Genomic DNA, 12153 nt, shown 5'->3' with positions numbered 1-12153 from the left:
CGGGAATCGTTCAGTCGAACGTGCTGTCCAGCCAATCGATCGTCTGCATACCGAACAGATCGGTGCCCCAGCCGTACAGGTTGGTGATCATCCGGGTCAGGCTGCAATCGGTCGGCGCGTAGGTCACATCGGTGCCCCTGGCGCGATACGTATCGGCCAGGGCGCGGGCGTCGCGGGCCGGCACCAGCGACATGGGGGAATCGTCGGCGGCGCACGAGGCGATCAAGATCTTGGATTCCGGCGTGCCCCGACCGAGTACGTTGTCGTCGAAGGCATGCTGGAAATCTGGTTCGTCGGCGGGATTGCGGCCCGTCTGGAACAGGGTGTGCAGCGGCAGGAACGGCAACCCGAAGTAGGCGGGTGTCTGGCATTGGGTGCGAAAGAAGTCGGCGACGGCCCGGCCCGCCGGATTCAATTTCTCGTCGATCCGCATCTCCGGGTACCAGGGCTCCAGGCCGAGCAGGGTGGCGAAGGCGAAGCCCGAACCCACCGAGCCGTCGGCTATGCGCATGAAATTGCGTGGTTCGACGACCATGCCTTCCAGCACAGTCGATTTCACATTCAGCTCGGGTGCGTAGTCCGGCTGCAGTTCGGCGGAGAAGCCCGCTCCCACACCGCCACCGGCGATCCCGAACAGGGCCGTCTGCGCGTCGGAATCGAGCCCCGCTTCGGGGAAAGCGACCGCCGCGCGGGCGCCGTCGAGTTGAGCGTGGGCAGCGAACTTCCCGGCGAAAACACCGTGCGGGCGCCGATCGGCGTCGTTGCCCACATCGGAGATCATCACGGCGTATCCCTTGCCGAACAACAGCGCGAGCGGGCCGAGCGCGGACCAGGACGCGCCGTCTATCGGCGCGCCACCGGTCCACTGGGTGCTGGGATGGCAACTCCAGCCCACGCTGTCGTTGGCCTCTTGGTAGGAGATGAGGCGGCGCTGCGAATTCGGCGTCCCATCCACCGGGACCATCAGGATCCCAGTGCTGATCACCGGGGTGGCGCCGTCGTTACCGGTGGTGACGTACATCAGTTTCCACGCGTCGAGGTTCGCCGGTTTCACCCCGGTGAACAACACATCGACCTTCTTCGCCTTCACTACCGTGCCGGGGCGCTCGGCACCGGTGAGCGGCGGTTCGTTGTAGAAGGGGTCGTCGGCGCGCAGCCCCCGGAAGATTTCCTCGGGCGAGGCGGGGGTGGCGTTCTGCAGGGTCCCGACAACGTACCCGTTGAAGACCTCGCCCAGCCCGGGTGTGCGCGGAGGCGCGAGGGCCCCGGGGCCGGCGGGCGGCGCCGGCTGGGGTACGGGAGGTTGGGCGCTGGACGTCGCGACCGCGGCCAGGACCAGCACCGAAGCACTGCACGCAGCCAGGGCTATCCGGCGAATACGCTGTGTGCCGCGGCGTAGGGGCCGAATGACGCGGCGATCGAGCTCAGACATCGTTACTCCGTATCCACAGGTATCCACACATATCAACGCACCTCAGTCCCGCCGCCGACGGGTACTGCGGCCGGTTCAGCCGCATCCAGCGGCGTCACTTGGATCTGCCGTAGCGCCGAATCGAGCAGCTGCGGAATGTTCAACAGGGGCCGATGCGATTCCAGCTGCACCTCGTAGGGCATTCGCAACGAAGCCTCCAACGCCGGCCACTCGTTCTCGACCTGAAACCGGTATTTCGGCAGCAATTCGGTGCTGATGTAATCCCAGCGTGGATCGAGCTCGGACCAGTTCCAGTCGGGCAGCGGAAGCGTCAGCAACGCGGGCCGGCCATCCACCATGGTGAACGGCACACGGACCGGACGGAATCGGCGCGGCGGTACGACTCCGGCCACGGACGGGGAACCGACCGCGCCGCTCAGATAGGTGACGGCTTCGCCGACCGAGCCCTTGTAGCCGCGTGCTTCATCCCACTGCGCGCCGATCGCCCAGTCCTGTTCTCTCCGCAGCAGGGCGGCGTTACCTTCTCCGATACGCGCGCCGTCTCCCGAGGCGATATCGCGCCAGGCGTTCATGATGCCCGCGTCGAAAAGCCCGGCGGCCTCGAATTCGGCGAGCGCCGGCAGCCCTTCGGTCACATAGGCCTCGTGCATGGGCATCAGATCGGAGAAAATATTCTTCTGCATCACCAGAATCAGGCCGATAAGGTATTGCAGATCCTGCGGAGTGATCCGCGGGCCGGCTTCGGCGAGCGCCGCCAGACCTCTCGGCAGCTGCGCAACGACCTGCGGTCCGGCGACCTGTTCCACCGCGCCGAGTATCGCGCGTGCTGTTTCGGAAAGCCCGGGCAGCCCGTAAATCCCGCCGAGCAACTCGAAGTCCACCAGTCCGCCAGCGAAATCGGCGCCCACCAGGCCACCCATACCTGCCCACTGCAGTTCCCGATGGGCCAGCTGTAGATCCTCGTAGTAACGGTAGGACTTGATCAGGTTGTCCCGGTTTGCCTGTACGCCAGCGCGCGGATTCCAGGCCGCCAGCTCGATTCCGGCACTGTTCGTGGCTTCGACCAGCCAGTACTGGTATAGGAGGGCAGCGTATCGCTGGGGCGCGACACCCTGCGCACGCACCTCGTCGAGCAGCGTGCGCAACCGGCCCGCGGCGTAGGGAAGTTCGGGATTCACACCGCCGGGCGCCACATCGGCCTTCCGATTGAGCAACGGCAGATCCAGATAAGCGGCCGATTCGGAGGCTTGGGCAGGAGCGACACCGACCAGTCCGAGTCCGATCGCGGCCACACCTGCCACCACGGCAGCGTGAAACGAGAAACCGAATCGCATCCCTCGGTCCAGCCTTTCTCTCACCAGATCGGCCAACTCGAAATTCGACTGTGGAACGTACTGCCGGGCCCCGACCGGATGCGGGACGCCCATTACCACACCGCACATATAGATAGCAAGGAGATAAACATATCCCTGGGTTCGGAGCAAGCCCGCCACGCGAGCGCCGGTCATTGCGTTCGCGACCGGATAAGCAAGAATCCCCACTCATCCGCGACGGACAAGGGCAGTGGGTGAGATCGTGACCCCCACCAAGCCGGCTTCATCATTCGAAGCCGACCCGTTCGTCGCGATCCGGGCTACGGCGGCGGGACGGCAGCTACCGGTTCGCCGCGAGCGCGGTGGCGATAACTTCCGCGCTGTAGGCGTGCAGAGCCTCGGCCGCGGACTTACCCGTCGCCGCGAGATAGGCGTCGACCAACCTGTTACCGGCGGAATACCCCGCTCCCGTCGGCAATCCGACCGGGGTCACGCCCAGGTGCTCGGCGATGGTGTCGCCGTGTACCCAGGCCGTGAAGTTCTGCATCCCGGTGATATCCAGCCCGGAAACAACTTTTGTGAACGACTCGTCGTCGTGCAGGGTCGGCACGCCGAGGCGGGCGTAGCCGAGATCGTCACCATAGAGTTCGCGAGCGAAGGCGTCGGCCAAACCCTCGCCCACCACATGCTCACCGACGGTGACCGTCATCGGATCCCACACCACACCGCCGGGGCTGTAGCGCAGGTTGTGGTGGAGTTCGTGCACCGCGGTGCACTCCAAACGCTCCAGGTTCTCCGGATAGGGCCACAAGGTGATCGTGATGTAGCCGGAGATACCGCCGAAGCCGGTGAGGCCCAGACTCGGAACCATGAAGTTGGTATCGCCCGGGTCGCCGAGCACCAGGAGCACGGTGATGTCCGGCGCCCGGAATCCCGTTGTCGCGGCGAGCAATACGGCTGCCGCGTCATCGACCGCTCGCTGCATGCGCTTCCAGGCATCGGCCGCCGCGAGCGTTTCGAGGGCGTCGAGGCAACGCTGTCCGTCGCGGTCGAGCGGGAACCCGGCCGACTGCCGGTGGAACGTCACCAGGTCCACCTCGCCCGGGAAGTACCGGTACATCCCGGTCGTGGGTTCGAGCATCGCCCGCAGCATGTCTTCCCGATCGGCCACCGGGGCCTGCAGGATTTGCTTCATAGTCGAGTAGGAGTCGAGAACAGTGATCGTCACCGGCGCGACGCTAAACCCTGACGTAGCGTGAGGTGCAACCCGAATCAGAACCCAGTCAGGTCGTAGGCCGTACTGCGGCCGCCCGAGTGCGAGCGTTCCAGAACCGCCGAGCTGCTGGAACGCACGCATGAACGCGGACATCGCCGCGGCGATCGACGCGTGCCGGGTGAGGACCGTGGCGACCTCCCCAGGGATACCCGCCGGCGGCCTCGTCACCCGCCTCGATCCGATGGCGTACCTGCGGTCGGCCGTCCCGGTCGGCGACGGCGCGATCGATGTCGGCGAGCTCCCTCGGGCAACGGCGGCTTGTCCGGCAACACCCGCCAGTTGTCGTCGCTATCGTGGACGACAAGGTCACCATTCAGCCGCTTGGGACAGTGGGACTCGCGAATCGGAAAGACGGCGTCGGATCATGGCAGAAGACCTGACCGTGACTCGGACGCTGGTGATACCCGCATCCGAGTTACGCGAGCGGTTCTCACGCTCGTCCGGCCCGGGCGGGCAGCACGTCAACACCACCGACAGCCGGGTTGAGCTGTCGTTCGACCTCGCCCGCTCGCCCTCCGTGCCGGAACGGATGCGCACCCGGATGCTCGATCGCTTGGCCACCCGCCTGGTCGACGGGGTGCTCACGATCGCCGCTTCGGAGCACCGCGCACAGCTGCAGAACCGCGCGGCCGCCCGCGACCGCCTGGCCTCGTTACTGCGTGACGCCGCTGCCGCCCCTCCGCCCGTTCGGCGCGCCACCAAGCCCTCGCGCGGCGCGAAGGAACGTCGCATCGCCGCGAAGAAGCGGCGCGGCATCACCAAGCGAAACCGCCGTGCCTTTCCCGACGACTAGGGTGATGTCAAGGAAGGCTGCCCCGCGCTGACGCGTGCGCTATGCCGGGGCCGACCTGGTGATCCTGCCGGCACCCGCCCACCTGAGCCCACTCGAGCCGAACGCGGTCACGGACATCGAGACCGTACTACCGCGCCTCAGCTTCGCACGCTGGAAATCCACGCAGGTGACACCATAATCGCCCTGGTAGTGATCGGTTTCGTGATCGCGATCGGACTACCGCTGCTGGTGATCAGCTTGCTCCGCGCCCGCCGGCCCGGCGGCGGTCCGGTCCGGCGGACCGGGCGACGTCACGCAGGGGCGCCGAGCGGCGGGTGCTCGAGCACGCGGGGCTTGTACTCGACCAGCTGGATGCGGCCGTCGAAGGTGCGGTGCCCGATCATCTCGAGGGCGACGTCCGGATAGCCGTCGTAGATGCGTTCAGCGCCCGTCGCCCCGGTGATCACCGGGAACATCACGACCCGGAAGCGGTCGACGAGTCCGGCTCGTAGCAGGGACCGGCTCAGGCTGAGACTGCCGATCGTGCTGAGGAGCCCCGAGCCACTCGACTTCATGGCGCGGACCGCGTCCACGGCGTCGTCGCGGACCAGCGTGGAGTTGGCCCACGTCAGTGGCTCCTCGAGCGAGGAGGAGAACACCACCTTGGACGCCTGCGTGAGCTCATCGACGGACGCCTCTTCTTCGGGCCTGAACTCGTCTTGACCATCCGGGACCTCACCGGCGGCGAAGCCCGACATCAGGCGGTAGGTGTTCGCTCCCATCAGGTAGGTGGGCTCGGGCTGCTCGCCGAGCCACGCGAGGTACTCCGGGCCCTCGAGGCCCCAGAACCCGGGCCATCCCTCGCCCGATGCGTAGCCGTCGAGAGAGGTGATGAAATCGACGAGAAGCTCCGACATGGCGGTGTCCTTTCCTACGGTGTCACAAGCTTCGACCGGCCGGGAGCCACAAACTCATCGGCCGCGGTGGCGAGAACCCATCGCCTCACCAGTACACCCACGAAACTGCGTTGCGGAGCACTCGACATGCGCCCAGCATGCCTTCGCGTCCGCGCTCTGCGAGGCATCCCCACGGATGCCGCGCTCGCAACGACCATCCCTACCCGCGCGATCCCTCAGAGATCAGTTCAGAATGAGCTTGAAGCCTCCTGGCGCTGTGCCGCAACCTATTTGACGACTTCTGTGTGGGTGACGCGGTGGTGACCGATGAGCTGTGGGTCAGGTTGGAGTCGTTGATTCCGGTGCCAGAGACGCTTCCGCACCCGGGCCGATATCGGTCCGATAGCCGGACCGCGCTGGAAGGCATCCTGTATGTGGTCCGCACCGGTATCGGGCGGAACCAGTCGCCGACCGGGTCGTTCGGCGTCTCGGTTGCGACCTGCTGGCGTCGGTTGAGCGAATGGTCGCAGGCGGGAGTGTGGCAGCAGGCATCACCTGATGCACTACTGAGTCCGGCCTGCTCGGCCATCTGCCTCCGGAAACTCATTCCGAACTGATCGCTGAAGGCGGGTCACACCGGTCGTCGCCGTCCGCACGTAAACGCGCTTCGTTCAATACGGTCCCACCTCCACGTGTCGTGATACTTTTCTGCCCGAATCGATCTGCTACAGCCGCGAGTCGGCGATTGCGGCGAACTACCCCCTGCTGGAGGTCAAGATCGTGACTCGTCCCTTTCTTCGTTTTCTGGGTGCGCTCGGCGGCATGGCATGCACGCTACTGGTGGCGACAACAGCACCCGCCGAACCGCTGTATCCGCACCCCGATCCGGACCCGTTCTACGCCGCCCCTGCCGACCTGGCGGCGCACCGACCAGGTGACGTACTCGACGTGCGGGTCCTGCCACCATTGGCCATCTTCCCCGGCGCCACGATCCGGCTGGTCGAGTTTCGTTCCACCAATTCGCGGGGCGCGCCGATCGCGGCGACCACCACGATCGCCACCCCCGCAGGTTATCGACCCGGCGCACCGCTGCTGTCGTATCAGCATTTCATCAATTCGCTCGGCACCGACTGCGCGGTATCGCACCGGCTGTACGGCGCTGATCTGAATCTGTCGATGATCATGCCGGCGTTGAGCATGTTGTTGCAGCAGGGCTGGAGTGTGACGCTGCCGGATCATCTCGGACCGCAGTTCGCACTCGGAGCCGGCCGTTTGGGTGGCCAAGTCACTTTGGACGGCATCCGGGCGGTGAAACAGCTGCCCGAACTCGCCGTTGCGGACAGCCCGGCGGTACTGGCCGGCTACTCCGGTGGCGGGCTCGCCACAGCATGGGCGGCGGTGCTGCAGCCGTCTTACGCGCCTGAGTTGCGGCTAGCGGGCGCGGCCATCGGTGGAGCCCCGATGAACCTGGTATCCATGGCGCGGGGGCTGGGCCACAATCCGCACCCGGCCTTCGGCTTGGCGATGGCGGCGGCCATCGGCCTGGAGCGGGAATATCCGAACCGGGTGCCGATCAGCTCGAATCTCAATCAGCGCGGTCTCGCGATCCGTGATGCGATGGCCAACAGTTGCACCAACGACATCCTCGCCATCGGCGCCGGTGGCAGCACTCGCCAGTTCGCCGCAAGCGCCTCCGTCTTCGACCAGCCCGATGCCTGGGCAGTGGTGGCGGAGAACAGCGTAGAACTCTACGACGGAGTACCGGCAATGCCTATATTCCAATGGCATTCGCCGTCCGACCCACTGATTCCGATCGACGCGATCAACAACACCAACCGCCGCTGGTGTGAGGCGGGGGTGCGATTGCAGACGCTGCAGGTCCCCGCGGTCGAGCATTTGTCCGCAGCGGTTGTAGGTGCCCCCGCGATGCTGCAGTGGCTCGAGGGTCGGGTTCGCGGCGAACCTGCGCCAGTCGCCTGCTGACGAATCGACACATCGGAAGGTTGTCGCGCGTCACAACAAACACACCGAGGACAGCCGCCTCATCGACCCGCGCGACAACCCCGCCGCCCGCCTGACCAAACCCGAACGCACCCGCTCCAACCGCCGCACTCTTCCCACATACCTGTTCGCGCAGATCGTCAAAATCGCCGCAACACCGGCAATGACCCGGACCTCGACAGCCTGCTGCGGATCACCCGGGCGGCCCGAGTCTGTCCGCACAGCACCTGCAGGTCCGCGGGCGTGGGTTCCGCCGGGTGGGCCAGCCCGGGCCGTCGCGGAGAGCGGCGCCGCAAGGGCGCGCTGGCGGCGTATCGGGACGCAGTGTTCGCCCCGGTCAAGCTCGCGCGGCACCTTCGGGCCAGATCATATCCACAGCCACCCACGCTGGTTCTGGTCGCGAATCTCGGCACCACCTTGGTCGCGAATCCCAACACCGCCCGATTTGGTGTTCGTGAATCTCGACCGCACCTCAGTCGGATGATCAGTATCGAACCGCAGCGCCGACGTCTGCTGTTCGCCACCCGTCAGGGGACGGCCTCACAGCGAGGCGTCGGACACCGACTGCCGTATTTCGTTGAGTGAACATGTTCCAAATCGCGATGCGATACCGGCGTTCGATGACCCGCCGAACGCCCTGTAATGCCGATGTGCGGGCATTCGGCGGAAGTCGTCGCTTTAACCTTCGGGGGTCTATCGTGACCCGGCGGCATGGCTAGCCGTGGTTCGTTGCGCCGTAACGTAATCCGTCGTACAGGATGGTGGCGATGTGTACCGCGTCGTCCTGCCAGCCGGTGGTCCGCATTCCGCAGATACCACCGAGGGCACGTAGGAGGACGCGGCCGCTGACACCGCCGCGCAGCAGGCACGCGTCGACGCCCGCAGCGAGCAGTTCGTCCAGGGCACGGGCCATCTCGGTGCGGGTGTCGTCGTAGATCGGGGAGTCGGTCGCCATGATGTTCTCCAGCACTTCGCCCATCCCTCTGCCTACTGCCGCATGCTCCACGAGCAGTAGCAGGAAGCTGCGCAGAGCTTCGTCCGGAGCGTGTAGCGCGAGCAACTGGGCAGGAGTTGCGCAGAGTTCGACCACCTCCTGGCGGTATACCTCCGCGACGAGCGCTTCGCGTGTTTCGAAATGGCGGTACAGCGTTCCGACGGACACGCCGGCTCGCCGAGCGATCGCCTCCACGTAGGCGTTACCGTCGGCGAGCAGCGCTGCGCGGGCCGCGCCCAGCAAGGCTTCACGATTGCGGCGGGCATCGGCGCGCAGTGGACGTGATGACGGCAATGATCCTCCGTAAGGTGAGTCCGACTCCGTTTAGGGTAAAGTTTCCGGAGTCGGGTTCACTTTACTGGGAGAGGACGCCCATGACGTTCGAGCACGAGGGACTCGCCGGGCAGCGAGTGCTGGTGACCGGTGGTAGCCGAGGGCTCGGGGAAGCGACGGCCCGTCGCTTTGTCGCCGCCGGCGCCACCGTGCTGACAGCCTCACGAACCGCACCACCGAAAGACCTGTCCGCCATCTACATTCCCGCCGATCTGCGGTCGGAGGCGGGAGTGGCCGAACTCGGGCGGCGCGTGTTGGACAGCTTCGGAGGCGTTGATGTCCTGGTCGACAACGCCGGAGCCGCAACCGGGACGATGCCGACCCTGCAGCGGTCCGACGCGTCCTGGCTCGCCGATCTGGAGATGAACCTGCTCAGCGCGATCCGCCTCGACCGAGCCCTGGTCCCGGGGATGGTCGAGCGCGGCTCCGGCGTGGTGGTGCACGTCTCCTCCATCGCCAGCCGACTCCCGCAACCCGACGAAGCGCCCTACGCCGCGGCGAAAGCGGCACTCAACGCCTACAGCCGCGAGTTGGCGACGGCGGTGGGCAAGCACGGAGTGCGCGTGGTGTGCGTGCTGCCGGGTTTCATCATGACCGAGGGAGCGGCCAGCCATCTTCAGCAGATAGCAGACAGCCAGGGCATCGGCGTCGGCGACATCGAGCAGCGGATCGTGGACCACCTCGAGATCCCGATGGGGCGCCCCGGCGAACCCGGGGACGTCGCGGAGATGATCGCCTTCCTCGCCTCCAGCCGCGCCAAGTGGCTCACCGGCGGGCAGTTCCGGGTCGACGGCGGCATCATCCCCGTGGTCTGAGCCGCACCCCGCATACAACAATCGAGGAGAAACACCATGAACGTCAGCCTGACGTCACTGATCATCGAAGCTGCCGACCTGGAGAGCGAGAGCGCGTTCTGGCACCGGCTACTCGGTGGCTCGATCACGACGACAGCAACGCACCACTTCCTGCAAACCGACGGATTCCCCGTGATTGTGATCCAGCACGCACCCGGCCACCAGCGACCCGAATGGCCCGACGGAATCTCCCAGCAGATGCACTTCGACCTCACTACCGACGACGCGAGGACGGCGGACCAGCGAGTGCTCGACGCCGGCGGCCGACGGCTGCGACCGACGGACGACGCCATCACCTCCACCCCTCAACCCTCTCGGGTATACGCCAGCCCCGCCGGACACCCCTTCTGCCTCCGCGCAGCCTGACCCGATCAAGGTCCTGACGCCCGGCAAGTCGACACACTCTTCTGCCGCCTATCGGTCACGCGGGGAGCGCGGACTCCTCGCCAAGCAAAGAGAGAACGCGTTCCAGTTCTGCCGTCGAGGTCCCCCAGCGGCAACGCAGCGATCCGTCACGACCACCGCCGACAACCCCAGCTACGTGAGGTCGGTTGGGTACCGCCGTACTGCAACCAGGCTGGTGCAGTGGTGTCGAGATTCGCGACCAGTCACGAACAAGACGCTGACGAAATTCGCGACCAAGCGGTGTCCGAATTCGCAATCAAAGCCAGCCCGCACCATCGGCACACTCGCGGTAGCGGGCGGCAACACCTTCGCGATCATGGGACGCGATCACACCAAGGCCGATGACCTGGCCGAGGCCCTGGGCGGCTGCGCGACAACGGGCAAGTGGCGCGCCGTCCCGACCGGGGACATCGTCATCGAGGCCCTGCTGTACGACAGTGTCGTTCCGGTCGTCACCGAGTACGGGGAACTCCCTCGCGGGCACGGTCATCGTCAACATCAGCAACCCCTTCGACGCCACGTTCGACGGACTGGCCCACAGCGAGGAGACCTCGATCGCGCAGGAAGTCGCCGAGGTAGCCCGGCCGGCGTCCGCAGAGCGCGTCGGGCTGTGTCATTCGTGTTTCGCCTCGTAGCGCAGCAGGACCGTGCCACCGGGGAAGGTGCGGTTCTCCAACAGTCGCAGGGAGATCCACGACGGCAGTGTCGGGAAAAACGGGGTGCCGCCGCCCACCGCGGTGGGCGAGACAACGATCCGGTACTCGTCCACCAGCCCGGCCTGCACGATCGGCGCGGCCAGCGTCGCTCCGGCCACCTCCAGCCTGCCGTCGGTTTCGGCTTTCAGTTTCGTCACCACCTCGACCGGGTCGCCGCGTTCCAGGCGGGAGTTCCAGTCGACCGACTCCAGGGTGCGTGAGAACACGACCTTGGGCATATCACGCCAGATGCGGGCGAAGTCGACGATCAGAGGGGTGGCGTCCGGAGCCTTGTCAGCGGTCGGCCAGTACGCGGACATCAGATCGTAGAGCCGCCGCCCGTAGAACGACAGGGCAATCCCCCGCTCGAAGTCGCACCAGTACCGGTGCAGCTCGTCACTCGGATCGCCCCAGTCGATGTTGCCTTGGGCATCGGCGATGTACCCGTCCACCGACACGTTGAAGCCATAGATGAGTTTGCCCATGGAGATCAGACTGCCCCGGAGGGCAGAACTCATCGCGACGCCACACGAGATATCGTCGAATGTCCCTGGGACCGAGACCCCCGGTCGGTGACGCTTGTTCCCGCCACGCGCTGGGCGCTGACGCCCCGCCCTCGTCTGCCGATGGGTGGACGTCGAAGCCGAGTACTGCAGTATGACGGCATGGCTGGTGAGAGTCCCGGGTATGAACCCAACGAATTGCTCGGGCGGTTGGTCGGGTTCCGCCTCTACTCCGTACAGTTCGTCATCGACTACGTCCAGTTGCACTTCGACGGCCCGACGCAGGACACACCTATCCTCAATTGCGACGTCATGCCGACCGTGGTGACCTCGGGCCGATCGTTCACGGACGGGTTTCCCGGATACGCGGAGGCACTGCGTTCGCTGATCTCGGGAACCGTGGTGCGTACGGAGGAAGCCACCGGGGTCGGCCTCAGGATCGAGCTCGACAGCGGGAGCGTCGTAGTGAATCCGGCACTCGATGAGCTTATAGGACCAGAGATCGCGATGTTGTCCGGTTTCACCGACGGGCATTGGATGTGCTGGCGGCCGGGCGAAGACTGTTTCTTCGCGTAGGTACGGGCGCCGAACAACGGGGCTTTCGGATGATCGTCGGTGCCGGGCCGGGCACGTTCTGCGGCGTCCTTTCGCCGGTGCAGACCTCGGGTCGGTGGTCCAC

The 12153-nt window shown here is 66.0% G+C and carries 12 protein-coding genes and 1 pseudogene; 6 read left to right on the top strand and 7 right to left on the bottom strand.

Features of this window, described 5'->3' with window-relative positions; translation table 11 throughout:
- Positions 1-10: 10 nt before the first annotated feature.
- The 3 genes from OG405_RS03165 to OG405_RS03155 all read right to left on the bottom strand — a co-directional run bounded on the left by OG405_RS03165 (position 11) and on the right by OG405_RS03155 (position 3973).
- Positions 11-1432, bottom strand: a complete 1422-nt coding sequence (locus OG405_RS03165; RefSeq protein ID WP_327150135.1) for a lipase family protein — start codon at positions 1430-1432, stop codon at positions 11-13.
- A gap of 32 nt (positions 1433-1464) precedes the next feature.
- On the bottom strand, positions 1465-2766 hold the full coding sequence (locus OG405_RS03160) for a hypothetical protein (protein WP_327152183.1): 1302 nt from the start codon (positions 2764-2766) through the stop codon (positions 1465-1467).
- 319 nt (positions 2767-3085) lie between these two features.
- A complete protein-coding gene (locus tag OG405_RS03155) occupies positions 3086-3973 on the bottom strand; it encodes a DUF2268 domain-containing protein (RefSeq protein WP_327150134.1) in 888 nt (295 codons plus the stop codon).
- 448 nt (positions 3974-4421) lie between these two features.
- Between OG405_RS03155 and arfB the strand changes: the two are divergent.
- Positions 4422-4814: pseudogene (gene arfB / locus OG405_RS03150) on the top strand (alternative ribosome rescue aminoacyl-tRNA hydrolase ArfB); the annotation flags it as partial.
- 290 nt (positions 4815-5104) lie between these two features.
- On the opposite strand, the gene OG405_RS03145 reads toward arfB, so the two are convergent.
- A complete protein-coding gene (locus tag OG405_RS03145) occupies positions 5105-5710 on the bottom strand; it encodes a dihydrofolate reductase family protein (RefSeq protein WP_327150133.1) in 606 nt (201 codons plus the stop codon).
- A gap of 284 nt (positions 5711-5994) precedes the next feature.
- Between OG405_RS03145 and OG405_RS29085 the strand changes: the two genes are divergently transcribed.
- Positions 5995-6306: a transposase gene (locus OG405_RS29085; protein ID WP_442790655.1), complete on the top strand. Its 312-nt coding sequence runs from the start codon at positions 5995-5997 to the stop codon at positions 6304-6306.
- A 205-nt stretch (positions 6307-6511) separates the two neighbouring features.
- Positions 6512-7672, top strand: a complete 1161-nt coding sequence (locus OG405_RS03140) for a lipase family protein (RefSeq protein ID WP_327150132.1) — start codon at positions 6512-6514, stop codon at positions 7670-7672.
- 733 nt (positions 7673-8405) lie between these two features.
- On the opposite strand, the gene OG405_RS03135 is transcribed toward OG405_RS03140, so the two are convergent.
- Complete coding sequence (locus OG405_RS03135) at positions 8406-8978, bottom strand: TetR/AcrR family transcriptional regulator (protein WP_327150131.1); 573 nt, start codon at positions 8976-8978, stop codon at positions 8406-8408.
- 80 nt (positions 8979-9058) lie between these two features.
- On the opposite strand from OG405_RS03135, the gene OG405_RS03130 reads away from it, so the two are divergent.
- Together OG405_RS03130 and OG405_RS03125 are read left to right on the top strand one after the other, a co-directional pair.
- Positions 9059-9832 carry an oxidoreductase gene (locus OG405_RS03130; RefSeq protein WP_327150130.1) on the top strand — a complete coding sequence of 258 codons (774 nt, stop codon included), beginning with the start codon at positions 9059-9061 and terminating at the stop codon, positions 9830-9832.
- 36 nt (positions 9833-9868) lie between these two features.
- The gene (locus OG405_RS03125) at positions 9869-10237 is read left to right on the top strand and encodes a VOC family protein (protein ID WP_327150129.1); all 369 of its coding nucleotides are present in this window, start codon (positions 9869-9871) and stop codon (positions 10235-10237) included.
- Between the two features lie 295 nt (positions 10238-10532).
- Here the strand turns inward: OG405_RS03125 and OG405_RS03120 are convergent, their stop codons facing one another.
- Together OG405_RS03120 and OG405_RS03115 are read right to left on the bottom strand one after the other, a co-directional pair.
- Complete coding sequence (locus OG405_RS03120) at positions 10533-10775, bottom strand: hypothetical protein (RefSeq protein ID WP_327150128.1); 243 nt, start codon at positions 10773-10775, stop codon at positions 10533-10535.
- Between the two features lie 114 nt (positions 10776-10889).
- Entirely contained in the window at positions 10890-11456 is a 567-nt protein-coding gene (locus OG405_RS03115) for a dihydrofolate reductase family protein (protein ID WP_327152182.1), read from the bottom strand.
- 180 nt (positions 11457-11636) lie between these two features.
- Here OG405_RS03115 and OG405_RS03110 point away from each other — a divergent pair, with 180 nt between their 5' ends.
- Positions 11637-12050, top strand: coding sequence for a hypothetical protein (locus tag OG405_RS03110; protein ID WP_327150127.1), 414 nt, complete (start codon positions 11637-11639; stop codon positions 12048-12050).
- The last annotated feature ends 103 nt before the right edge of the window (positions 12051-12153 follow it).

It is taken from the genome of Nocardia sp. NBC_01329, from assembly GCF_035956715.1.
Lineage (GTDB): Bacteria > Actinomycetota > Actinomycetes > Mycobacteriales > Mycobacteriaceae > Nocardia.
This window is presented reverse-complemented; position numbering and strand designations above follow the sequence as displayed.

What these genes read in the sequence shown, in the direction of transcription:
- OG405_RS03165 (WP_327150135.1), bottom strand. Translation starts at nt 1,432, where the DNA reads ATGTCTGAGCTCGATCGCCGCGTCATTCGGCCCCTACGCCGCGGCACA.
- OG405_RS03160 (WP_327152183.1), bottom strand. Translation starts at nt 2,766, where the DNA reads ATGCGATTCGGTTTCTCGTTTCACGCTGCCGTGGTGGCAGGTGTGGCC.
- OG405_RS03145 (WP_327150133.1), bottom strand. Translation starts at nt 5,710, where the DNA reads ATGTCGGAGCTTCTCGTCGATTTCATCACCTCTCTCGACGGCTACGCA.
- OG405_RS03140 (WP_327150132.1), top strand. Translation starts at nt 6,512, where the DNA reads ATGGCATGCACGCTACTGGTGGCGACAACAGCACCCGCCGAACCGCTG.
- OG405_RS03130 (WP_327150130.1), top strand. Translation starts at nt 9,059, where the DNA reads ATGACGTTCGAGCACGAGGGACTCGCCGGGCAGCGAGTGCTGGTGACC.
- OG405_RS03125 (WP_327150129.1), top strand. Translation starts at nt 9,869, where the DNA reads ATGAACGTCAGCCTGACGTCACTGATCATCGAAGCTGCCGACCTGGAG.
- OG405_RS03120 (WP_327150128.1), bottom strand. Translation starts at nt 10,775, where the DNA reads ATGTTGACGATGACCGTGCCCGCGAGGGAGTTCCCCGTACTCGGTGAC.
- OG405_RS03115 (WP_327152182.1), bottom strand. Translation starts at nt 11,456, where the DNA reads ATGGGCAAACTCATCTATGGCTTCAACGTGTCGGTGGACGGGTACATC.
- OG405_RS03110 (WP_327150127.1), top strand. Translation starts at nt 11,637, where the DNA reads ATGGCTGGTGAGAGTCCCGGGTATGAACCCAACGAATTGCTCGGGCGG.